Origin of the sequence: Devosia litorisediminis, assembly GCF_018334155.1 — a bacterium.
In the GTDB taxonomy this organism is placed as follows: domain Bacteria; phylum Pseudomonadota; class Alphaproteobacteria; order Rhizobiales; family Devosiaceae; genus Devosia; species Devosia litorisediminis.
Genome location: NZ_JAGXTP010000002.1, coordinates 350,780 through 374,058, shown reverse-complemented (window position 1 = coordinate 374,058; position 23,279 = coordinate 350,780). Strand labels below are relative to the sequence as shown.

Annotated in this window: 24 protein-coding genes; 5 read left to right on the top strand and 19 right to left on the bottom strand. The window is 59.4% G+C overall.

Annotated elements, in window-relative coordinates; translation table 11 throughout:
• Nucleotides 1-34: 34 nt before the first annotated feature.
• Nucleotides 35-1,378: a leucyl aminopeptidase family protein gene (locus tag KD146_RS14625; RefSeq protein WP_212659551.1), complete on the bottom strand. Its 1,344-nt coding sequence runs from the start codon at nt 1,376-1,378 to the stop codon at nt 35-37.
• A gap of 200 nt (nt 1,379-1,578) precedes the next feature.
• On the opposite strand from KD146_RS14625, the gene KD146_RS14620 reads away from it, so the two are divergent.
• Entirely contained in the window at nt 1,579-2,349 is a 771-nt protein-coding gene (locus KD146_RS14620; protein ID WP_212659550.1) for a tetratricopeptide repeat protein, read from the top strand.
• A 246-nt stretch (nt 2,350-2,595) separates the two neighbouring features.
• Here KD146_RS14620 and KD146_RS14615 read toward each other — a convergent pair whose 3' ends face one another.
• The 8 genes from KD146_RS14615 to KD146_RS14580 form a co-directional block, all read right to left on the bottom strand.
• Entirely contained in the window at nt 2,596-3,600 is a 1,005-nt protein-coding gene (locus tag KD146_RS14615; protein ID WP_212659549.1) for a type II secretion system F family protein, read from the bottom strand.
• 18 nt (nt 3,601-3,618) lie between these two features.
• On the bottom strand, nt 3,619-4,596 hold the full coding sequence (locus tag KD146_RS14610) for a type II secretion system F family protein (RefSeq protein WP_212659548.1): 978 nt from the start codon (nt 4,594-4,596) through the stop codon (nt 3,619-3,621).
• Nucleotide 4,597: 1 nt separating this feature from the next.
• The gene (locus KD146_RS14605) at nt 4,598-6,091 is read right to left on the bottom strand and encodes a TadA family conjugal transfer-associated ATPase (protein ID WP_249327906.1); all 1,494 of its coding nucleotides are present in this window, start codon (nt 6,089-6,091) and stop codon (nt 4,598-4,600) included.
• A 34-nt stretch (nt 6,092-6,125) separates the two neighbouring features.
• The gene (locus tag KD146_RS14600; RefSeq protein WP_212659547.1) at nt 6,126-7,397 is read right to left on the bottom strand and encodes a CpaE/TadZ family protein; all 1,272 of its coding nucleotides are present in this window, start codon (nt 7,395-7,397) and stop codon (nt 6,126-6,128) included.
• 138 nt (nt 7,398-7,535) lie between these two features.
• Nucleotides 7,536-8,954: a type II and III secretion system protein family protein gene (locus KD146_RS14595; protein ID WP_212659546.1), complete on the bottom strand. Its 1,419-nt coding sequence runs from the start codon at nt 8,952-8,954 to the stop codon at nt 7,536-7,538.
• Between the two features lie 13 nt (nt 8,955-8,967).
• Nucleotides 8,968-9,843: a Flp pilus assembly protein CpaB gene (gene cpaB / locus KD146_RS14590; protein WP_212659545.1), complete on the bottom strand. Its 876-nt coding sequence runs from the start codon at nt 9,841-9,843 to the stop codon at nt 8,968-8,970.
• Between the two features lie 198 nt (nt 9,844-10,041).
• Nucleotides 10,042-10,545 (bottom strand): A24 family peptidase, encoded by a 504-nt coding sequence (locus KD146_RS14585; protein ID WP_212659544.1) that lies wholly within the window; start codon nt 10,543-10,545, stop codon nt 10,042-10,044.
• A 148-nt stretch (nt 10,546-10,693) separates the two neighbouring features.
• Nucleotides 10,694-10,867, bottom strand: coding sequence for a Flp family type IVb pilin (locus KD146_RS14580; protein WP_212659543.1), 174 nt, complete (start codon nt 10,865-10,867; stop codon nt 10,694-10,696).
• Nucleotides 10,868-11,256: 389 nt separating this feature from the next.
• On the opposite strand from KD146_RS14580, the gene KD146_RS14575 reads away from it, so the two are divergent.
• The 4 genes from KD146_RS14575 (at nt 11,257) to KD146_RS14560 (ending at nt 13,661) form a co-directional block, all read left to right on the top strand.
• Nucleotides 11,257-11,712: a pilus assembly protein N-terminal domain-containing protein gene (locus KD146_RS14575; RefSeq protein WP_212659542.1), complete on the top strand. Its 456-nt coding sequence runs from the start codon at nt 11,257-11,259 to the stop codon at nt 11,710-11,712.
• Between the two features lie 119 nt (nt 11,713-11,831).
• A complete protein-coding gene (locus KD146_RS14570) occupies nt 11,832-12,401 on the top strand; it encodes a TadE/TadG family type IV pilus assembly protein (protein ID WP_212659541.1) in 570 nt (189 codons plus the stop codon).
• Nucleotides 12,401-12,973 (top strand): TadE/TadG family type IV pilus assembly protein, encoded by a 573-nt coding sequence (locus tag KD146_RS14565; protein ID WP_212659540.1) that lies wholly within the window; start codon nt 12,401-12,403, stop codon nt 12,971-12,973. The genes KD146_RS14570 and KD146_RS14565 overlap by 1 nt, the downstream gene beginning before the upstream one ends.
• 67 nt (nt 12,974-13,040) lie before the next feature.
• Nucleotides 13,041-13,661: an HAD family hydrolase gene (locus tag KD146_RS14560; RefSeq protein WP_212659539.1), complete on the top strand. Its 621-nt coding sequence runs from the start codon at nt 13,041-13,043 to the stop codon at nt 13,659-13,661.
• 47 nt (nt 13,662-13,708) lie between these two features.
• Here KD146_RS14560 and KD146_RS14555 read toward each other — a convergent pair whose 3' ends face one another.
• The 10 genes from KD146_RS14555 to KD146_RS14510 form a co-directional block, all read right to left on the bottom strand.
• Nucleotides 13,709-14,107 (bottom strand): VOC family protein, encoded by a 399-nt coding sequence (locus KD146_RS14555; RefSeq protein WP_212659538.1) that lies wholly within the window; start codon nt 14,105-14,107, stop codon nt 13,709-13,711.
• An 11-nt stretch (nt 14,108-14,118) separates the two neighbouring features.
• Nucleotides 14,119-14,760 (bottom strand): uracil phosphoribosyltransferase, encoded by a 642-nt coding sequence (gene upp / locus KD146_RS14550; protein WP_212659537.1) that lies wholly within the window; start codon nt 14,758-14,760, stop codon nt 14,119-14,121.
• Nucleotides 14,761-14,784: 24 nt separating this feature from the next.
• Entirely contained in the window at nt 14,785-16,002 is a 1,218-nt protein-coding gene (locus tag KD146_RS14545; protein WP_212659536.1) for a phosphopentomutase, read from the bottom strand.
• Between the two features lie 2 nt (nt 16,003-16,004).
• Nucleotides 16,005-17,339 carry a thymidine phosphorylase gene (gene deoA / locus KD146_RS14540; protein ID WP_212659535.1) on the bottom strand — a complete coding sequence of 445 codons (1,335 nt, stop codon included), beginning with the start codon at nt 17,337-17,339 and terminating at the stop codon, nt 16,005-16,007.
• Nucleotides 17,340-17,639 carry a DUF6958 family protein gene (locus KD146_RS14535; protein WP_212659534.1) on the bottom strand — a complete coding sequence of 100 codons (300 nt, stop codon included), beginning with the start codon at nt 17,637-17,639 and terminating at the stop codon, nt 17,340-17,342.
• 2 nt (nt 17,640-17,641) lie between these two features.
• Complete coding sequence (locus KD146_RS14530) at nt 17,642-20,008, bottom strand: aldehyde dehydrogenase family protein (protein WP_212659533.1); 2,367 nt, start codon at nt 20,006-20,008, stop codon at nt 17,642-17,644.
• Between the two features lie 95 nt (nt 20,009-20,103).
• Entirely contained in the window at nt 20,104-21,093 is a 990-nt protein-coding gene (gene deoC / locus KD146_RS14525) for a deoxyribose-phosphate aldolase (protein WP_212659532.1), read from the bottom strand.
• Nucleotides 21,090-21,884, bottom strand: coding sequence for a purine-nucleoside phosphorylase (locus KD146_RS14520; RefSeq protein WP_212659531.1), 795 nt, complete (start codon nt 21,882-21,884; stop codon nt 21,090-21,092). The genes deoC and KD146_RS14520 overlap by 4 nt, the downstream gene beginning before the upstream one ends.
• The gene (locus tag KD146_RS14515; RefSeq protein ID WP_212659530.1) at nt 21,881-22,291 is read right to left on the bottom strand and encodes a cytidine deaminase; all 411 of its coding nucleotides are present in this window, start codon (nt 22,289-22,291) and stop codon (nt 21,881-21,883) included. Before KD146_RS14515 ends, KD146_RS14520 begins: the two co-directional genes overlap by 4 nt.
• A 21-nt stretch (nt 22,292-22,312) precedes the next feature.
• A complete protein-coding gene (locus tag KD146_RS14510) occupies nt 22,313-23,278 on the bottom strand; it encodes an ABC transporter permease (RefSeq protein ID WP_212659529.1) in 966 nt (321 codons plus the stop codon).
• Between the last annotated feature and the right edge of the window lies 1 nt (nt 23,279).

Here is a 23,279-nt window from a genome sequence, read left to right as displayed (position 1 = left end):
TTGGTGTTGTCAGCTAGTTAGTTGTCAAAGTCAACTATCTTGGAAACCGCTGCTTGAGCAGTCCATAGACCGCTCGAATGGCCTGATCCGTCCCGCCATGCGAGCGACCAGCCCGCGCTTCGGGCGACCAGCCATAGATATCCAGATGCACCCAAGCGGCTGCCTTGGTGACGAAACGCTGGAGGAACAGGGCTGCGGTGATCGAGCCAGCAAACCCGCCAGCGCCAGCATTGTTCACGTCAGCAATTCTGCTGTTCATCATGGTATCGTAGGGCGACCAGAGCGGCATGTGCCAAAGCGGGTCGTCGGATGCCAGGCCGATCTCCATGAGCAAGCGCGCCAGTTCGCCATCGGCCGTATAAAGTGGCGGCAGTTCGGGACCGAGTGCCACGCGCGCCGCGCCGGTGAGTGTTGCCATATCCAGCAGAAGTTCGGGACTTTCTTCGTCCGCCAAGGCCAGTGCATCAGCCAGGATCAAACGTCCTTCGGCATCGGTATTGCCGATTTCCACCGTCAGTCCCTTGCGCGACGGCAGTACATCGCCAGGTCGGAAAGACGCGGCCGATATGGCGTTTTCAACGATTGGAATAAGCACGCGCAGGCGCAAATTGAGGCCCGCTGAGACAATGGCGTGGACCAGACCCAACACATTGGCGGCGCCTCCCATATCCTTTTTCATCAGTAGCATGCCGGCGGCACCCTTGATGTCGAGACCGCCAGTATCAAAGGTGACGCCCTTGCCGACCAAGGTCACCTTGGGCGCTGCGGGATCACCCCAACTCAGGTCAATCAGACGTGGCGGCTCGGCCGCAGCGCGCCCCACGGCGTGGATCAACGGGAAATTGGCCTTGAGAAGATCATCCCCAGCAGTCACGGCTATATCCATGCCGCGCACCTTGGCGAAGTCGCGGATCGCAGCCTCAAAGGCATCGGGCCCCAGATCATTGGCCGGGGTATTGATCAGGTCGCGGGCAATGATGGCTGCTTCGACCAGTCGGTCGATCTCGGCGGCATCAGCGCCGTCAGGCGCGCTCAATGTCGGCGCAGGCTTGGCCGAGCGATAACGATCGAAACGATAGGCGCCCAGGCGAAAGCCAATGGCCGCCATGGTCGGGTCGCCAAAGGCACCCTCGAGGCAGTAGTGGGCTGCGGGCAGCGCCGTGCCAGCCAGACCGGTGACCAGCGTGGGGCGGTCGGTGGTAGCGCCCATCCCGAACAGATAACTCGTTAGTGCAGATTGCGCATCGGGCACAGGCAACAGGCGGCCGCGCTGTCCGGAGAAATCGCTGGCCTGTGCCCACGCCAATTGCGCGGGCGACAGACCGGCAGAGGCCAGTTCACCCTCCTGCACGCAGACGACAGGAATTGGCTTGGACATGAGCGTGCTCCGCAACTGATTGACGTGGATTTGTAGCGATCAGGCAGAGGCACGGCAACAGCCGAGCCTTAAGCTTTAACCGGCTGTTAGGGTTAATGTTTTATTGCTTGAACGCAATGGGCCAACGCCCAAGACAGACTTTCGCATGGCGGCATTGGCGAATTTTTTCGCGCGCCCCGACCGTGCCTTGGGAGCCGCCCGTGACGTTCCGCAAAACCCGTTTCAAAGCCCTGCGTCCGCTGCTGCTGGCAGGTGTGGCTATTGTGGTGTTGAGCGGCTGCGCATCCAATCGAGGCAGCGCGCCCTCCCCCGACTATTCGGGCCTTTCCGCCAGCCAGAGTCAGGCTAGCCTGGGCGAGCTGGCTACCCGCTACAAAGCCAATCCGCGCGACAAGAATGTGGTTATCCACTATGCCGCTGCACTGCGTGCCGTTGGCCAGCCCAAGCAAGCCATTGCCGTCCTTGAAGTAGGCATCGATCTTCATCCCGGTGATGCCGATATCTCGGTTGCCTATGCCAAGGCGCTGACGGCCGATGGCCGGTTCGACCAATCGCTGACCGTTCTGGACAACGTCATCCGTCCCGACGTGCCTGATTGGAATGCGTTGCTGGTCAAGGGCGCAACCCTGGACCAGCTTGGCCGGAATGGCGAGGCTCGCCAGCTTTACACCCAGGCGTTGACAATTGCACCGAGCGAAGCCTCGATCGAAGCCAATCTGGGTCTGAGCTATGCGATGACCAACGAACTCACCACAGCTGAGCATCACCTGCGCCGTGCCGTGCAGATGCGCGGCGCCAGCAGCCAGATCAGGCAGAACCTGGCGCTGGTTGTCGGGCTGCAGGGTCGCTTTGACGAATGCCGGGCGCTCTATGCGGCCGAACTGCCGCCTGATCAGGTCAACAACAACATGGCCTATGTCCGCGCATTGCTGACCCAGCAGAACCGCTGGGACATGATCGCCAAGAGCTAGGCCTGTGGCGCGGATAGGCGAGTTCACACAAGTTTCCTGACAATCGCAGACTCGGAACGTCCGGTCTCGCCACGGCTCATCGCCTTTAGGCGGCTCCATTGCTGGGCAGGTTTCTTGACCACGTCTTGCCAGAGCACAATCTGGTGGCTTGTGGCGCCTGTCGCGAAATCTATCGACGACTGGAGTCGGGCCTGAACGCCGCAAGATTGTCTCGCGCCAGCCGGTGCGGCGGCGCAACTGAGCACATTAGCCGCCGGCGACGCCGCCCGGACCGAATACCTTGATCAGGGCGGGTGCGATGATGACGATGAACAACACTGGCAGGAAAAACAGGATCAGCGGCACGGTCAGCTTGGGCGGCAGGGCGGCAGCCTTCTTTTCGGCATCCATCATGCGCTGCTCACGACCTTCCTCTGCCATGACGCGCAGCGCCTGCCCCACGGAGGTACCGTAGCGGTCAGCCTGGATCAGGGCGGTCATCACGGATTTGACGCCGTCGAGCCCACTGCGGCGACCCAGATTTTCATAGGCGCGACCACGATCCTCAAGGAAGGCCAGTTCGGCCGTGGTGAGCGCCAGTTCTTCGGCAAGTTCGGCACTCTGATGGCCAATTTCGCGACCGACACGCTTGAAGGCATGTTCCATCGACATGCCCGATTCAACACAAAGCAGCAGCAGATCCAGGCAATCGGGCCACGCCGAACGGATCGAAAGCTGGCGCTTGGTTGTGGTGTTCTTGAGCAGAATGCCGGGCAGGAACGAGCCAAGCAGGCCGGCGCCGATCGCATAAACCAGATTGAGGTATAGCGGCCGGTCACCCGGCGACAGCACCAGCACGTAGAATGCCGCGATGGCAAAAATGGCGATGGGCGTAGACAGGCGCATGAACAGAAATGTGGTCAGATGGCCCTGGCCACGAAAGCCCGCCATAGCCAGCTTGTCGACCGTGGCATCGTCCTGAAATGCCTTTTTGAGGTCGAGTTTTTCGACCACGTTCTTCATGTAGGACTTGGTTTCGCCGGTGCGACGGATGCCCCGGCCCTCAACAACTGCGCTGCCATTACCGCGCAGACGGGCCATTTCTTCGGCGCGCATCTTTTCGCGCTCCAGCGCGACCCGCTTGATGCGGTCCTTCATCTCGGACTTGACGATGAAGCTTGAGCCGAAGGTGAAGACCACCGCCGCCATCGAGATGGCGGCCAGGACGGCGATCAGAAATTCGCGCTTGGCGAGAAGTTCAAAGATAATCATTGGTGCTTCCCCGCGCGATCAATAGTCGAACTTGACCATCTTGCTCATGACAAAAATGCCGGCAGAGAGCATGACGACGCCAATGCCCAGCCAGATATTGCCCAGCGTGGTGAAAAACAGCGGAGCCAGATAGGTCGGCGATGTCAGGCTGACCAGAATGCCCACCACGAATGGCAGTGAGCCAATGATACCAGCCGAGGCCTTTGCTTCGGAGGACATGGCCTTGATCTTCTGCTTCATCTTCTTGCGGTTGCGCAGCACCTTGGCCAGATTGCCCAGCGCTTCCGACAGATTGCCGCCCGCCTGCTGCTGCACGGTGATGACCACGACAAAGAAGTTCACCTCGGGCAGCGGCACGCGATCCAGCAACACGCCGACCGCCTCGGTCATGCTCATGCCGAAGGCCTGCTGATCCAGCACGCGCCCGAATTCAGATTTTACGGGCTCTTTGGCGTCCTTGGCCACTACGCGAATGGAATCGTTGAGCGGCAGACCGGTCTTGACGCCGCGCACGATGGCTTCGACGGCGTTAGGCAGTTCATCAAGGAAGCGGTCCTGATAGATGCGGCGCTTGCGGTTCACATACATGCGCGGCAGCAGATAGGCGGCGGCCACGGCAAATACCGGCGCGAAATAGACAGGCACCTGCACGATAATCAGGATGACAAACGCCACGGCGCCGAAGATGACGCTGTTGCGGATAAAAGCCGCTGGCTTGATGGTCATGCCAGCCTGAAACAGCAATTGCTTGAGGCTGACCCGTTTTTTCTGGTTGAGGGCAGCCGTCTGGCTCTTGAGCGTCTGCTGAAGTTCCTTGCGACGCTGGTCGCGCGTACGCGCGGCGTCATTTTCGAGCCGATTGACACGAATATCACCCTGAAACGACTTTAGCCGCTGTTCGGCGCGGCCGCCGCCAATTGCCGAGGGCACCAGCGCGAAGCCGACCGCCCCCACGACGATCATGGCAAGGATGGCAATGACGAGGGGACCAAGCATTCTACGATCCCATGAGTTCTTGATGTTCGGTGTTGGACTTTTCGAGCGCCTCGACCAGATTGGCCTCTTCGTTGAAGTAGCGCGCGCGTTCGGCAAATTGCGGCTTGGTGATGCCGGTGGAGCGGTGGCGCCCCAGCAGCATGCCATTGGCATCTTCGCCCATGATATCGTAGAGGAAAATGTCCTGTGTCACGATCACATCACCTTCCATGCCGAGCACTTCGGAGATGTGGGTGATGCGGCGCGAACCGTCGCGCAAACGCGCTGCCTGCACCACAACATCAATGGACGATGTGATCATTTCGCGAATGGTGCGGCTGGGCAGCGAATAACCGCCCATGGTGATCATGGATTCCAAACGTGAGAGGGCTTCGCGCGGGCTGTTGGCGTGCAACGTGCCCATGGAGCCATCGTGACCAGTGTTCATGGCCTGAAGCAGATCGAAGCTCTCGGGGCCACGTACCTCACCCACGATGATGCGTTCAGGCCGCATACGCAGGCAGTTCTTGATCAGGTCGCGCATGGTTATCTCGCCCTCGCCCTCGAGATTGGGCGGGCGGGTTTCGAGGCGAACCACATGGGGCTGCTGCAGTTGGAGTTCGGCGGAGTCTTCGCAGGTAATGACGCGCTCGTCTTTTTCGATGAACGCGGTCAGGCAGTTGAGCAAAGTAGTCTTACCTGAACCGGTACCGCCTGAGATCAGCACATTGGCGCGCACCTTGCCCAGAATGCGCAGCACTTCGGCGCCTTCGGGCGAGATGGAGTTGTATTTGACCAGCTGCTGGAGGGTCAGCTTGTCTTTCTTGAACTTACGAATGGTCAGTGCTGCGCCATCGATAGCGAGCGGTGGCGCAATGACGTTGACGCGAGAGCCGTCTGGGAGACGGGCGTCACATATGGGTGAACTTTCGTCCACGCGACGGCCGACCTGGCTCACGATACGCTGACATACATTCATCAGATGCGCGTCGTCGCGGAAGCGCACATTGGTCAGGCGCACCTTGCCCGCGACTTCGATGTAACAGCGCTGGCTGCCATTGACCATGATATCGGCGATGTCGTCGCGGGCCAGCAAAGGCTCGAGCGGTCCATAGCCAAGCACGTCATTGCAGATGTCTTCGAGCAGGTCTTCCTGCTCGGAAATCGACATGATGATGGATTTGAGCGCGATGATTTCGGCGACGATATCGCGGATTTCTTCGCGCGCGGCGACCTGATCCATGGTCGCAAGCTGGCTGAGATCGATACTGTCGATCAGCGCATTGAAAATCGCCGACTTGGTGTGGAAATACTCCTTGTCGCGCTGGGCCTCGGCAGGTGCGCGCACGTCAACGACTTCTTCCCCACGCAGGCGCGAGGCCATGGAGTCGCTATCAGCTGACCGGCGCGCCGGTGCCGCGGGAACTTCGGCCCGTGGCGGCGGGCTCTGCACCGGACGCGCGGCTTCGCCGACGCCGGGGGTGTTGCCGCCAAAACTGGTGCGCTTGCCAAACATAGTCATCCTACCGTTTCAGGCTGCCGATGGTCCGTCAGGCCCGCTTCTTGAGGAACGAAGGCAGCTTCATCAGGCTTCCTGACTTGCCTCCGACATGCGCCGCCTGCCGACCTGTTACCTGCATGCCGATGGCGCGATAAATCTCGTTGATCTTGTTGTTGGCAGCGACCTCGGCGATCATCTGACCATTATTAGCCGCCGTGCCGAACAGGGCCGCGTCAAACTGCAGCTGACCGATCAGTTCGCATTCGATCGAGCTGGCAAATTCGCCAGGGCTGATCTCGGGGCGACGTGGCAGACCGACCTTGTTGAGGACCAGCGAAGGCGGATTCTCGGTCGGCCGCAGCGCCTTGATTGTGTCTGCCAGATTCTTGGCATTGCGCAGATTGGCCAGGTCGGGCTCGGCCACGATGACAACTTCATCAATGGTCGCCAGCGTATGGCGGACCCAGGCGTTCCAGGCGTGCGGAATATCGAGCACCACGACTGGCATGGTGTTCTGGCACATTTCGATGATCTGCTCGAACTCGCGCTCTTCGAAATCGAAGGTGTGGTCGAGCGTGACAGGTGCGGTCAGCAGGTTGATATGGCTGGCGGCCTTGCTCATCAGGCGGTCCAGCATAGTCTGATCGACCTTCTGGTTGGCCGTTACGGCATCGGCCAGACCGTGTGGCGGGTCCTGATTGAAATTGAGCCCGGCAGTGCCAAACGCCAGATCCATATCGAGGATCAGGCTGTCCTGACGTAGCGCGGTTGCGATGGCCCAGGTCACATTGTGCGCGACAGTTGAACCACCCGCGCCACCCTTGGCCGACACAAAGCCCACGGTGCGCCCGATAGGGGCAGCATTCTCGGAGGCAAACAGCTCGGTGATGGCCGACACGATCTGGCTGGCCGTTGCAGGCAGCACAATATATTCGGAAATGCCCGACCGGACGAGATCGCGATAGAGCAGCACGTCATTGACGTGACCCAACACGACCACACGGGTGGAGGCATCGCAGACCTCAGCCAGCTTTTCGAGGGCGCCGAGCATCATGTCGGGCGCGAGCGTGCTCTCGACCACAATCAGATTGGGCGTGGGGTTGGATTTGTAGGTTTCGACGGCCCCGTCAATGCCACCATTGTGTGTGGTCAGTGCGACCTTGGACATGCGGCGGTCATGAATGGCGCTTTCGACCAGCTGGGCAGTCTGGGAGTGTTCGCAGAATGCCTGGATGGTAATGCGCGGAATGAGCCGAGCACCGGTCGCAATCTCTGCTGCCGGCTCATCTGCCTTCTTGGAATCTGGGGTCAGAAAACTCATCGAATCTACTCTCCTTGACCGGGGCTGGTACGCTGTCCCCGTTGCCGCTGACCTGACTGTGTCGGATCAACGGCTCGTCCAAATTGTGTGCCGCAGGGCGTCGTAATGAAATCGATACTCACTCTTCCCACCTCAGCTCTAATCGAGCACAAAGCCCACTGAACCCGAGAAGCTGCCGCGCATTTCACCGCTGCCGGCGACGCCATAAATGTTCTCAATGCGCCCCAGGAAAATGCCCTCGGCATCACTGGCCACAACCGAGTTGTCGGTCGGAACCGGGATGGAGTTGGCCGGACTTGGATTGACCAGATAGGGCGTGACCAAAATGACCAGTTCAGTCTGTTCAGTCTGGAAATCGCGTGAGCGGAACAGTGCACCCAGAATGGGAATATTGCCCAGTCCGGGTAGCTGATCGATCTGCTGGCGGGAAGATTCCTGCAGCAGACCACCAATGGCCAGCGTCGTCCCCGCAGGCAGCTCAACCGAAGTATTGGCCTGGCGCCGCGTCAGCGAACCATCAGTCTGAGGATCAGATACCGAGGTATCGATCTTGAGCGCGATGACATTGTTGGATTTCACGACCGGCGTAAATTTGAGCTCGACGCCATAGGGCTTGAACAGCACAGAGCGCGTATTGCTGGCGGGATCATAAGTATAATAGGGCAGCTCTCCACCGGCGAGGAACTCAGCTGGCTGGCCAGAAATCGCCGTGAGCGTGGGCTGTGCGAGAATGCGCAGACCGCCGCGCGACTCCAGCGCACGGATCGCAGCGTCGATCTGCAGATCACCGATACCGAAACTGCCCGAAGCGCCGTTGCCGGTGAAGGTGGATGGCGTGGAGGTGTTGTTGAAGCTGAGATTGGCGTTGCCCACACTCAGCGTACCCGAGAGATTGATGCCGAACTGCTTGGCGACATCGCGCTTCACCTCGGACACTGTTACCTGCAGCATGACCTGCTGCGGGCCGATGACATTGATCAGGCTGCCCGTGCCGCCATCTTTGTCGGACAGATCAGCGGCCAGCGATTCCGCCACGGCCTTGTCCTGCGCCGTCAACACCGTACCGGTGAGCACAAAGTGGGTGACGCCATTAATGGCGTTGTTGGAGAGCGTCTCGACCTTGATATTGGAACCAGGGATCACGCGGGCCAGCGTGGATTCCAACGCGCGCCCCACCTCGGAAGCAGGTTCGCGCACATCGAGATCGAGCACCGAGATGGTGCGGCCGGCATCATCGATAAAGAACACATTGGTGCTGCCGGCCTGTACGCCCTGCAGAATGGCTCGGGTGCGGGTGCGCATGATCGCGGCCGCCACGTTGGGTTGGCTGACCACCACTTCGGCTACGCCGGCGGGCAGGTCCACCAGCATGGACTTGTTGACCTCAATTTCCACCGACCGGGTCGCGCCGTAGGCAGCAGATGAGATCGTCAATTGGGTCTCACCAGCCGTTACAGGTGCCGTCACAATTGCAGCCCCTGCCAGCAGTGCTGCCAAGGCTGGTGCAATGAGCCGGCTGGTCGCGGAACGGGGGAGATGGTTCAAAAACGTCTTCATATTCTTCTCCACCCTACTCGGACCCGTTCTCGGACTGATTGCCCGTCTCGGCGAGCTGCACCTGTCCGGCACTGCCGGCCATCACGCTCTGCTCTTTGCCAAAGCGGAAAACGCGCACGGTCTGGTTATTGCTGGGGAGCTGCGCCATGGCATCTTCCCCAAAATCTGCGATTGAGCGCAGCGTGAGGGAGAGTTGGCCCCGGGTTGCTGCATTGATCAGGGTTTCGGCCTGACTTGGATTGAGTTCGATTGTGGCGATTGCACCATCATCGAAAGTGATGGGTTGTGGCGTGCCGCCAGCCGCAACGTTTTCCTCAGACTGGCCGCCGCTGGCACCCACTTCGCCGAGGCGCTTGCCGATGGCTAAGATGCGCACATTGGCCAGGATTACCTCGGAGCGCTCGCCCACTTCGGTGGCTGTCGTGAGAACCACATCGACATGGTCGTTTGGTACGATGAAGCCGCCAGCGCTCGATACGGCGCTGACGCCCACAGAGACACCGCGCATGCCTGGCGAGAGAACCGCCGACAGGTAACCCTGATCGGCGCTGACCAGCTTGGCCTCGCGGATGGGCTCGCCGGGGAAGAATTCGTAACGGGCCACGGCGCCGGTCAAGTCTGCCGGGGCATCGGGCATGGCAGAGATGGTCACATAGTCAGCGCGCAGGGCGCCTTCCGGCCAATCCTGCCATTCCACGGTTTCCTGATTGAGTCTTTCACCAACGCCGATCGGCAATTTGGCGACCAGAACCTGAGTCTTGGCCTCTTCGATAACCTGGGTGACCTGCTGCGGCTCGGGCGCCTGGCCACCGCCACGCGTGACCAAAAAGGCAGCCAGGCCGCCGGCCACAAGGGCTACTAGCAACAAGATGATACGCGCCGGCTTCATGACTCACTCCGGTTGTACTCAGGGCAACAATGCCCAATTCGACCGAGTGAACCTTGCGCCCAAAGGGTCAAAGTTTGGTTAATCGGAGCTTTGCGAACTCAGTTAACAATAAGTAAATTTTGTCGATTTGCGAAAAGCACGCAGCAAGACGCGACGGATACTTTATGTCCGCACGATCAAATTTTAGAAATGAAGTAATCAGGCGACCAACAGTGCGAAAATCGCGGAGTTGGCATAAGTCATCAGCCCTGCAAGGGCCAGCGCGACACCATAAGGAACACCAGACTTGGGGTCACGAAGGCGTTCAAGCCAAGCATAGCGGGTGAAGATCGGCATGAGCGGCAAGCGACGCAGTCCCAGAATCATCAAGGTGAGCACCCCGCCAAACAGCGCCGAATAGACAAGATAGGGAACAATCAGCGCGAATCCGAGCCAAAGCGCCGTTGCTGCGGCCAGTTTGGCATCGCCACCACCAATCCAGCCAAGGGCAAACAGGGCAAAGCCACCACACAGCACCGCCAGTGCACACAGGACATGCATCCCCAGCAGTTGCAGGGGAAGCTGCACAGCCAGAGCAATGATGAAGAACGCCGCGGTGATTGCCAGCACCAGCTTGTTGGAGATCTTCATGGTGAGAACGTCTGACGACGCGGCCAGCGCCATACCGGCGGGAAACAGCAATATGGCGATGTTGGACAACATGAAGCGCTCCTGGTGGGCGATCGCCCTGCGCGCTCAACTTGTCGAATGGGCGTTAAGAAAGCTCAAAAAAGAAAACGGGGAGAGTGCAAGCACCCTCCCCGTCCGAATATTGGTAGCTGACTTACCCGTCAGCGGTCATCGCGACCGCTTATGGCAGGTTGTTGCCGAGCTCGTTGGAGATACCGTTGAACAGGTTGCCAAGGCTGCCGCCGAGAGCGGTAGCGGCAACGATGATGCCAACAGAAATCAGAGCGGCGATAAGGCCGTATTCAATTGCGGTCGCGCCGGACTCGTCCTGCGCGAAACGTGCGAAGAGGTTCATTCCCAGACTCCATTTATTACGTCATCAAGAGACGCCATCGTTCGACACGTCACACATCGAACATTGGGCGAAGCTAGGCCGCAGTCCTTGAAAATAGGTTAATCCAGGCCAGCAATCACGACATATCGCCATGCAAACAGCTTATGGTTACCAGATATTTAACGGTTTATATTGTATTGTAACAATATAATCACGCATATCTCCCACTGTATATTTGAACACACCCTCGCTTTTCACAACTTGCTCCAAACGCTGTTTGATAATGTGATGACACCCTCTGTCGCAGCCGGAATTTATGCTGGCGTATGACGCTCCAGCGTTGTTTGCCAATTATTCACCATTCGGGGGGAAAATGGCCCCATTGAGTATCAGTACTGCCGGAAGAAGCCATGCGCCCCCATCTTGCTGCCGTCGTCGCCCTCTGCATGACATTGGGAACTGCTCTGAGCACGGCGCCTGCGCTGGCGGTTGATGGGGCAGCCATCAATGTAAACGTGAACATGGCACGCATTCTGCGTATTAATGCTTCAGCAGCAACCGTGATCGTCGGCAATCCCGGCATTGCTGACGTCACGATCCAGGACCCCCAGACACTGATCCTGACCGGCAAGAGCTATGGCCAGACCAATCTGATCGTGCTGGACAGCGTTGGTAACCCAATTGCCGACACTATGATCGAAGTGGTGCAGATGCAGGCGGGGGTGACCACGGTTTACCAGGGTCTGGCACGCACCAGCCTCGCATGTGCGCCGGTGTGTCAGAACATCATCATGATGGGCGACGACCCGGGGTTCTCAGGCCAGGCGGTAGCTTCGTCTAGCCTGGTTGAAGCCATGGGCAACTGATCTGGGCGCTTTAACCGGACATTAACCGCATACGCAGTTGTCAGCCCTTTCGGCCCCACTCCTAACCTTCAGTTAGCCATGCACCGCTAGCGTTGCCCTCTAGCAAGAAGGCACGGCTAATGGCCACTCTATTGGGAAGATTGATCAGACGGGTTTGCCGTCGCAAGGCAGGCGCTGCATTGCTGCGCAATGAGCGTGGCACCACCGCAGTGGAATTCGCGCTGCTCGGCCTGCCCTTCTTCATGATCATCGGTGCTATTCTGGAGACCTCGGTGGTGTTCCTGTCCAGCCAAGTGCTGGAAAGTGCGGTTCAGGACACTAGCCGACTCATTCGCACCGGCCGGTCCCAAGGCACCATCACCACAGCCGCTGAATTCAAGACCAAGGTCTGCGATCGCCTGTTTGGGCTATATGGCGATTGCAGTGGTCTCCATGTCGAAGTCTCGACCATCAACGATTTCGCCTCGGCGGCAATTTCACCGCCCGTGGACTGGACCTGCGAAGTTGATTGCACCTGGAGTCGGCCCGAGACCTATGTGGCAGGCAAAGGATCGAGCATCGTTGTGGTGCAGGTCTATTACAAATGGCCAATCCTGTTGTCACTAGGCGAGATGAGCCTGGCCAATCTGCCCGGGCAGAAACGCCTGCTGGCGACATCCACCGTGTTCCGCAGCGAGCCGTACAGCTAATGGGTGTTCACTCAAAACTGCTGCAGCGCCTCCGCCGATTCAAGCACGCCGAAGCCGGTGTTGCTGCGGTTGAGTTCGCCATGATCCTGCCCATCATGCTGATGCTCTATATTGGCATGGTCGAGGGCAGCACCCTGATTTCTATGGACCGCAAGGTGCAGACGGTATCGGGCGCCGTGGGCGATCTGGTGGCCCGTATTGATGGCAATATCAGCGCGAGCATGCTCAACGACTACGTCAAGATCGCCAGCGGAATCATGACACCCTACCCGGTCGACAATCTGGAGCAGATCGTCTCACAGGTATACGTCAACAATAGCGGCCAGGTCACCGTGGATTGGTCAAAGCGCTATCTCGGCCAGACCCCCAAGGCGTCTGGTGCGCATGCATCTGGATCCAGCATTCCCTTGCCTCCCGAAATCCTTGCAATCGCCAAGGGGCAGTATGTGATCGTGACCGAGGCGGCATTGTCCTACTCGCCACTGTACGGCATCGTCTTTGACACAGCGGTCAATCTGTCACGAGAGAACTTCTTCATGCCGCGGTTTCGTGAACGGATCGTGCTGAACTAGTGCACTTGCACCGTCCCTGAGTGCGTGTCACAAGCCGGGCAAGATCCCTCCATCCGGCAGATTCAGCATGACCGATACGCTCGTTCCCGTATTCGACCTTGGCGGCGTTTTCGTCGACTGGAACCCGATGTACCTATTCCGCAAGCTCTTCGAGACTGAAGAGGATGCATTATGGTTCCAACAGAATGTCTGCACGCTGGACTGGAATCTGGAATTCGATGCCGGCGAGATCTACTCTGAAGGCGTGGCCAAACTGATCACGCGCTTTCCCAAATATTGGCGCGAAATCCAAGCCTATGACCTGCGCTGGAAAGAAACCCTGGGCGGCTTTATCCAGGGTACGATCGACATTCACGATGAACTGGTCGAGCAGGAAATCCCGACCTTTGCGATTACCAATTTTTCGTGGGAGAAATGGGTGAGCTGCCTGCCTGAATGGCCGTTCCTCGAGAAATTCGATGGCGTGATCGTCTCGGGCCTGGAGGGCCTGGTCAAGCCGGACCCGCGGCTCTACCGCGTGTTCAGCGAGCGCTACGGCATTGCCGCAGAGAATTGCGTGTTCATCGATGACAGCGAACCCAATATCATCTCGGCCCGCAAGTTCGGCATGCATGGCATCCACTTCAAGGACCCGATCATGCTGCGCAAGGAACTGATCGCGCTGGGGCTGCCGCTCAAAGCGAAATAGGACAAACGAAAAACCCTGGCGCGATCCGGGGTTTTGTGTCTATCGGCCTAGCCGAAGCGGCCACCCTTCTGGATGACCTCGATCTGGTAGCCATCGGGGTCGGCAATGAAGAAGAAACGCCCCACCAGTTCTTCGCCGTTCTTGAAATCGACCAGCTTGCGCGGGCTGAGACCCGCGGCGACCAGCCGCTCATGCTCGGCATCAAGGTCATCGACCACGACAGCGAGATGGCCATAGCCATCGCCCAGATCATAGGGCTCGGTGCGGCCGATATTGACCGTCAGCTCTAGCTCAAAACCGCCCGTTTCCGGGTCGTTGAGATAGATCAGGGTGAACTCGGGAAAAGCAACGCGATCCACGACCTGCAGGCCAAAGGCACGGTGATAAAACTCGACCGACCGCGCCTCGTCGAGGACGCGGATCATCGAATGGACAAGCTTGGCCATGGCGAGGGATCCTATTTGGTGCCGTACATGCGGTCGCCAGCATCGCCGAGGCCGGGGATGATATAGCCCTTTTCGTTGAGCTTCTCATCGATGGAGGCGGTAAAAATCGGTACGTCGGGGTGAGCTTCGGTAAAGCGTTGGACACCTTCGGGCGCAGCCAGCAGGCAGAGGAAGCGGATATTGTTGGCGCCGCGTTCCTTGAGCTTTTCGATAGCAGCAGTTGCCGAATTGGCAGTCGCCAGCATGGGGTCGACTACGATGATCAGGCGATCTTCGAGGTTGGATGGTGCCTTGAAATAGTACTCGACCGGCTGCAGCGTTTCATGGTCGCGATAAAGACCGATATGGGCCACACGCGCTGCGGGCACGAGATCGAGCATGCCATCGAGCAGACCGTTGCCAGCACGCAGGATGGAGGCGAATACCAGCTTCTTGCCCTTGATGGTGGGCGAATCCATCTGCGCCATCGGCGTCTCGATGGGGATCATCTCAAGCTCCAGATCACGCGTGACCTCGTAGCACATAAGATGGGCGATTTCGCGCAACAGGCGGCGGAAACCCGCAATCGAGGTCTCCTTGTTCCGCATGATGGTCAGCTTGTGCTGAATCAGGGGGTGATCGATGACGGTTACGTTGCCGCGCACTGGGTTCATGAGATCACCTGCCTTGTTGTTGTACTAGAGAAAGCTCTTGCCGTGGCTGCCGGGCACGAGACCCAGCCAAAGGGCTATGCTTTCGCCAATATCTGCGAACGTGGTTCGAATGCCAATCTCTGACTGCCCCAGGCTTGGGGAAAAGACAAGGATGGGAATCTGTTCGCGGGTATGATCGGTGCCGGTCCAGGTCGGATCATTGCCATGATCAGCGGTGAGCACCAGCAAATCATCGTGGCGCAAGGCTGCGATCATTTCCGGCAGGCGGCTGTCAAAGTATTCGAGTGCAGCGGCATAGCCTGGCACGTCACGGCGATGACCATACTCGGAGTCGAAATCGACGAAATTGGTCATGACAAAAGCGTTGTCGGCAGCCATTTCCATGGCCTCAAGGGTCTTGTCAAAGAGCTGCGGCAGTCCTGTGCCCTTGATCTTGTGGGTAACACCATGGCCAGCATAAATGTCGGAGATCTTGCCAATGGCATAAACCTGATGACCCGCCGCCTGATTACGATCAAGCAGGGTTGGCTCGGGCGGGGCAATGGCGAAGTCGCGCCGATTGCCGGTACGCTTGAAGCTCGCAGCGTCTTCGCCCACGAATGGCCGGGCGATTACACGGCCAATCATCAATGGCGCCGTCAGCTCAAAGGCGATCTGGCATATCTCGTAAAGGCGTTCGAGCCCGAAATGGCTCTCATGGGCCGCAATCTGGAATACTGAGTCGATCGAGGTGTAGCAGATGGGTTTGCCGGTGCGGATGCTCTCTTCGCCCAGCTCAGCGATGATGGTGGTACCCGAGGCGTGCTTGTCGCCCAGAATGCCGGGCAGCTTGGCACGTTTGATGAATTCTTCGATCAGATCAGGCGGGAAAGTCGGCTCGGTGTGGGGGAAATAGCCCCAGTCAAACGGTACCGGCACGCCAGCGATTTCCCAATGTCCCGAGGGCGTATCCTTCCCGTTGCTGACCTCGCGGCCAACGCCGAAACGGCCACCTTTGGCAGTGGCTGACAGCCCCGGCGGCAATGTGCCAGTCGAAAGTTTGATGGCCGCGCCGATTCCCAACGCATCCAGATTGGGCACATTGAGTGGTCCGGAACGCAGGCCTTCGCGATCTGCTTTGCCGGCATGGGCCCATTCGGCGATGTGGCCAAAGGTATTGGAGCCAACATCGCCATATTTGTCAGCGTCGGGCGCACCGCCGATACCGACGCTATCAAGAATGCACAGAATGGCGCGTGGCATGGTCAGACCTCCTGGGCCGTGGTGTGTGGCACGCTATCGGGAATCAGTTCGTGGGGCGTCAGCTCGCCACCCTGTGTATACGCAGCCTTGACGCGGGCTTCGGCATCAGCAGCGCTGTCTTCGTCGGCCGCATGGATACGAGCGATGGGAGTGTTGCTGTCGAGCATGGCGCCCAGGCCTGCCAGACGATCAAAGCCAACGCGGTGGTCGATGTTGTCGGTGGGCATGGTGCGGCCGCCCCCCAGTGCAACCACAGCCATGCCGACGCCGCGCGTATCAATAGCCGAAACGGCGCCAGGCTCATCAGCAAACACGTCGCGGATGATCGGCGCCACCGCCAGATGGCTGTCGATGTTGTCGATAAAGTCGCCCGGTCCGCCCAGAGCATGCACCATGATGCCGAAACGCTCGGTGGCGCGCCCACTATTGAGCGCGGATTCGGCGAGCATGCGACCAGCATCAACCGTGGCAGCAACGCCAGTCATTTCCGCGACGGTGGCGCACAGGGACAGGGTCACCTCGCGCAGGCGTGGGTCCTGATGACGGCCGGTGAGGAAGTCGACTGCGTTGCGGACTTCGAGACCATTGCCTGCAGCACTGGCAAGTGGTTCGTTCATATCGGTGATAAGAGCACCGGTCTTGAGGCCCGCGCCATTGGCGACCTCAACGAGGCTCTGTGCCAATGCGCGCGAGCGTTCCAGCGTCGGCATGAAGGCACCCGAGCCTGTCTTGACGTCGAGCACCAGCGCGCCAAGGCCTGCAGCAAGCTTCTTGGAAAGAATAGAAGCGGTTATCAGGGCGATGGATTCCACTGTGCCAGTGACATCGCGAATGGCGTAGAGCGCCTTGTCTGCAGGCGCGAGGTCTGCCGTCTGGCCGATGATGGCGCAACCGGCCTGCCGCACGACCTGACGGAACAGGTAGTTGTCAGGCTGGGTCTGATAGCCGGGAATGGCATCGAACTTGTCGAGCGTGCCGCCGGTGTGGCCCAGGCCACGGCCCGAGATCATGGGCACGTAAATGCCCATGGCTGCCAGAATTGGCGCCAGCATCAGGCTGACATTGTCGCCAACACCGCCGGTGGAATGCTTGTCGGCCACCGGGCCTTCGAGATCAGACCAGTCGAGCACTTCACCGCTATCGCGCATGGCCAGGGTGAGCGCAACGCGCTCAGGCATGCTCATATCCTTGAAATAGACCGCCATGGCTAAGGCTGCGGCCTGGGCATGCGAGACGCTGCCCTTGGCAAAGCCTGCGATAAAGGCGGCTATCTCATCATTGCTGAGCGTGTGGCCGTCGCGTTTGCGCGCGATAACCTCTTGGGGCAGAAAGACCATTCAGTGTCCTGACGAAACTCGGTACAGACGGACGGGCGACGGCGTGCGAGCGATGACTCGCTTGGCTTCGAGGTCGAGTTGCACGCATTTGACCCACCAGCCTGCGGTGTCGCCACCAGGAAACAGGTCCTGGGGCAGGTGCGGTTTGACGGCAGCGATGACGTCGGCAACAGTTTGCCCCGGCGGTTCAGTGGACAGAACCTTGAGCATCGCGTCGCGCATGGCCGTGTATTTGGCCGCATCGACACGATAGGTCTTGCCGGGTTGGCCGACGTTTTCGACGTCCATCTTGTCGTCCATGATCAGGCTCCGTATGGAATCCAAACGTTCTTGACCTGGGTCGCCTTGGCAAGGAAGTAGTCGCCCTCAAAGCGGCGGTCAGCGAGATCATAGTAAAGACCCCGGCTGGTCCAGGTCTGCTTGAGATTGGTGATCGAGACCTTCTCGACCATGGCCGAGCTCTCTGCATCGCCAGCATACCACAGTCCGTCAACGCCATCATGCTCGGCCAGGGTCTTGGCGAGGCTGACACTGTCGCCGGTGACGATATTGATGACGCCCTTGGGCACGTCAGAAGTTTCAATGACCTGATACAGGTCGGTGACGGACAGCGGGGACTGCGCCGAAGGTACCAGCACAACCGGATTGCCCATGGCCAGCGCCGGGGCGATCAAGGCAATCGAGCCCAACAAGGGCCGCGATGGTGGGGCGACAATACCCATAACACCCAGCGGCTCGACCATGGCAGCCGCCACAGCGCGCAGTGGCGGATTGTGCACAGCACCGTCATATTTGTCAGCCCAGCCGGCAAAGGCAAACAGACGCTCTACCGAAAGCGCGACTTCTTCGACACCGTTCTCACCAGTCTGTGCCTTGATGCGATCAGCGAATTCGTCGCGGCGGTAGTCGAGATTTTCTGCCAGGAAATAGAGTATCTGGGCCCGGCTATGGGCTGCAGTCGTGGACCAGCCGAGCGCCGCGCGCGCGGCTTCGACGGCGTTTCGGATATCCTTGCGATTGCCATCGCCGACTTCGCCAACAAGCTTGCCGGACGGATCGTACACGGCACGGGAATAGCCGCTATCGGGGCGCGACTGCTTGCCGCCAATATACATTTTTGCGGTCTGGTCGAGATGCCCGCTGTCGAGTGGGTTTGTCGCCTTGGCCGCAGCGATCTTGGGGGCTGGCGCTGGCTTGAGGTCTTTTTCCCAGGCTGGCTTGAGATAGGCACTCATGCCTTCACGACCGCCTTCGCGGCCGTAGCCGGATTCCTTGTAGCCACCAAAGCCAACAGCGGCGTCGAAATTATTGGTGCCATTGATCCAGACCACGCCTGCCTTGATCTGGGGCGCGATATCGAGCGCGAGATTAATGTTCTCGCTCCAGACGGTGGCAGCCAGACCATATTTGGTATTGTTGGCAAGTTGCACGGCCTCTTCGGGCGTACGGAAGCTCATGGCGACCAGAATGGGTCCAAAGATTTCCTCGGCCACCAGGGTGTTGGCGGGCGAAACATTGGTGACCAGTGCGGGCTTGAGGAAGCAGCCGCGCGCAGGCATCTGCCCATCGGGTTCATAGACTTCTGCGCCTTCAGCAATGCCGCGCTTCATCAGATCCTTGATGCGCTCGACCTGAATGGGGGCGATCATGGCGCCGATGTCGATGGACTTGTCGAGCGGGTCGCCGACGCGCAAGGTCTGCATGCGCTTTTTCAACTTGGTGATGAAGCGCTCTTCAATGCTCTCCTGCACCAAAAGGCGCGAGCCGGCGCAGCAGACCTGGCCCTGATTGAACCAGATCGCGTCGATCAGGCCTTCAATGGCGCTGTCGATATCAGCGTCTTCAAACACGATATAGGGCGACTTGCCGCCCAGCTCGAGGCTGAGACCCTTGCCCGACCCTGCGGTGACGGCACGGATGGCCTTGCCCACATCGGTCGAGCCGGTAAAGGCGATCTTGTCGATCCCCTCATGGGCGGTGATGGCCTGACCGGTGCCGCCTTCGCCGGTGACGATATTGACCACGCCCTTGGGCAGGCCGACGCGCTCGCAGATTTCAGCGAACAGCAGTGCGGTCAGCGAGGTAAATTCTGCGGGCTTGAGGATCACCGTATTACCCGCAGCCAGCGCCGGGGCAATCTTCCAGGCCAGCATGAGCAGCGGGAAGTTCCATGGAATGATCTGTCCGCACACACCATAGGGCACGGCATCGGGGAATTCACGGTTCAGATGCTGGGCCCAGCCAGCATGGTGGTAGAAATGGCGAGCGACCAATGGGATGTCGATATCGCGGCTTTCGCGGATCGGCTTGCCGTTGTCCATGGTCTCGAGCACGGCGAACAGACGGGCATGCTTCTGCACTGCGCGGGCAATGGCGTAGAGATATTTGCCGCGCTCATAGCCCGACAATGCGCTCCAGCCCTTGAAGGCGTCGCGTGCCGCTTTGACTGCTGCGTTGACGTCCTCGGCAGTGCCGTCGGTAATCTGCGCCAGGCTTTCGCCAGTCGCCGGATTGTCTGATGAGAAGGTTTTGCCCGGCTTGGTCCATTTGCCATCGATGAAGTGACCGAACTTACGGTCATGGGCATCGAGCCAGGCAATGGCCTGATCGGGGCCTTCAGGGGCCGGACCATAATCGAGCGACTGGAATATCTGAGCGATCTTGTTCATGTGTGGCCTCCTTCAGAGTGCCGGTATTTCTCATGGAGATCGACTGGACCTCCTCCCTGCCCGTTCCTTTGGAGCGGACGCGGCGCGCCTCGCGCCTAAACCATGGGTTGCCGATAATCGGCAGAATAGTGACCGGTCAGGCCATGTTCGATCTGGCGCTCGATGTCGGTGAGCAGGCTTGAAGCACCAAAGCGGAACAGATGAGGCTGCAGCCAGTGGGTGCCCAGCTCTTCCTTCATCAACGCCATATAGGTCAGCGCATCCTTGGTCTTGGAAATGCCACCCGCGGGCTTGTAGCCGATCTCGATGCCGGTCTCTTCGGCAAACCAGCGGATCATGCGGATCATGGTCAGGCTGGTGACCAGATTGGCGTTGACCTTTTCCTTGCCGGTCGAGGTCTTGATGAAATCGGCACCGGCCATCATGCACACCAGGCTCGCCTTGGCGACATTGGTCTGGGTAGCCAGTTCGCCTGTGCCCAGAATGGTCTTGATATGGGCGTTGCCACACGCCTTGCGGAAGGCGCGGACCTGATCGTAGAGCGCCTGCCAGTCATTGCGCAGTACCATGCCGCGTTCGATGACGATGTCGATTTCGGCCGCGCCATCGGCGACCGACATCTCGATCTCCTTGAGCTTGGTTTCGATCGGCGCCAGACCATGCGGGAAAGCCGTGGAGACAGCTGCAACGGGAATGCCCGAGCCTTCCAGCGCGTCGACGGCCGTTTTGACGAAGCTGTGGTAGACGCAGACCGCGCCGGGCAGGATACGCAGATCGCCCAGATCAAGCTGGTCGAGAATGTCCTGACGCAGCGGGTGCAAGGCCTTGGCGCAAAGCCGTTCGACGCGACCATCGGTATCGTCAGAATTGAGCGTGGTCAGGTCGATCATGGTGATCGCCTTGAGCAACCATGCGAGCTGATAGTCCTTCTTGACCGTGCGACGCGCACCGATAGAGCCGGCACGGCGCTCGAGCGCCGAACGGTTCATGCGGACGCGTTCGACCCAATCGAGATCGAGCGGAAAACCGGGATTCCGTTTGTGCGGAATGTGGGGCTGGCTGTTGTCGACGACGCGCAGGCTCATAGTTCCTCCACCAGCGCGGGTATCAGCTGTTTCAGCTTGGCCGCGCCCTGTACCGCCATGGTTTTTGTATGCTCATGGCTGATGTTTTCGCTCGACAGGCCGGCACCCATATTGGTGATCGAGGAGCAGGCCCAAACTTTCATGCCCAGGAAACGCCCGAGAATGACTTCTGGTGCCGTCGACATGCCGACGGCATTGGCGCCCAGGCGCACGGCCATCTGGATTTCGGCCACCGTTTCGAAGCTGGGGCCAGAATACCAGAGATAGATGCCTTCGCCGAGCTTGATGTCGAAACGGTCAGCAACGTCATGCGCCTTGGCGCGCAAAGCGGGGTCGTAGCAATCGACCATGTTCACAAAACGGCGGTCAGTTGGTTCACCGATCAGCGGGTTCATGCCAGCATAATTGATGTGATCGGAGAGCAGCATGAGATCGCCGGGCTGAAACCGCTCGTCGAGCGAGCCAGCCGAATTGGTCAGCAGAAGGGTCTTGGCGCCCAGCTCTGCCATGGCTTCAAGCGCGGGGCGCATGGCAGCGGCATTGCCGTGTTCGTAATAGTGCTCGCGCCCCGTCAGGATGGCAACACGCTTGCCCCCCATGGTGCCGATCAGCAAGTCTCGGCCATGCCCGGACACGCCCCCGCCGGGAAACCCCTTGAGCTCGGAATAGGGAATGGTCACCTTGTCTGTCAGCAGCTCGCCGATGGCCGACAGCCCTGAGCCGAGCACAATGGCGGCGTCGATGGGCTGATCGCCGGCAATCTTGCGGATTGTCTTGGATGCCTTGGTCATTTCGAAAGATACTCCGGGCCGAAACTATGCGGCAGCAAATAGTCGAGCGTGCAGGTAAGCGGATCGCCGTCGACACCGTGGGAGATCACCTCCACATCAAGATCGGCAAACTCGCGGATGCGCTGGCGGCAGCCACCGCAAGGGGTGACCGGCGCGGCGCCCGTGCCGATCACATAGATGCGCTTGATGCGTTTGCCACCCGCCGCGATCATCGCCGAAATGGCGGAGGCCTCGGCGCAATTGCCCTGCGGGTAGGCCGCATTCTCGATATTGCAGCCGGCGTAGATCTGACCGTCATCAGCCAAGATCGCTGCACCAACGGCAAAGTTGGAATAGGGCGAGTAAGATTTAGCGCGAATAGCAGCCGCGGCCTCGTACAAGGCCTTGTCCGTTGCAGTGTGTGTCATTGTCTGACGCCAGCGTAGCCGCTAGCGCTCCTTGGTATAGGGGACGCCGCCAGCCTTGGGGCCCACTGCCTTGCCGATAAAGCCCGCCAGCAGAACCACTGTGAGCACATAGGGCAACGCCTGAATGGCCTGTACGGGCACTTCGATACCGAACAGCTCTGCGCTCTGCAGACGGATCTGCATTGCATCGAGAAAGCCGAACAGCAGGCAGGTAAACATGGCCGGGACAGGCTTCCACTTGGCAAAGATCAGCGCGGCCAAAGCGATAAAGCCCTTACCCGCCGTCATGTTATTGCCGAAGCCCGAGCCTTGGGCGATGGAGAAATAGGCGCCAGCCAGCCCGCATAGCAGACCAGTGATGATAACGGCCTGAAAGCGCAGTTTGACCACGGAAATACCGGCGGTATCGACGGCCTTGGGGTTTTCACCCACAGCGCGCAGCCGCAGGCCAAACCGGGTACGGAACAGCACGAACCAGGTTACCGCCACCATGATGAAGGCGATATAGACCAGCAGGTAGTGGCCTGATAGCAAGTCGTAGTAGATTGGCCCGAGCACGGGCACGCCCTGGAGCTGTTCGGCGAATGGCAGGGTGATCGGCTCAAAGCGGCCGCCATCGCCCAGCGGCGGGGTGCGCCCACCCTGATGGAACCAGGTTTGCCCCAAAAATGTCGTCAGACCAGCCGCCAGCATGTTGATCGCAACGCCGGCAATCAACTGATTGCCCTTGAGCGAAATTGCGGCAAAACCCTGCAACAGTGCGGTGGCCAATGAGACGAGCATGCCGGCTGCAAGGCCCAGCCAGGCCGAGCCTGTAACGGCGGCGACGGCACCAGCTGCGAACGCGGCAGCAAGCATCTTGCCTTCAAGACCAATATCGAACACGCCAGCGCGTTCGGAATACATCCCAGCCAGACAGGCGAGCAGAAGCGGGGTGGACAGGCGAATGGTCGCGTCCAGAATGGAAAGGGTTGCTGAAAGATCCATC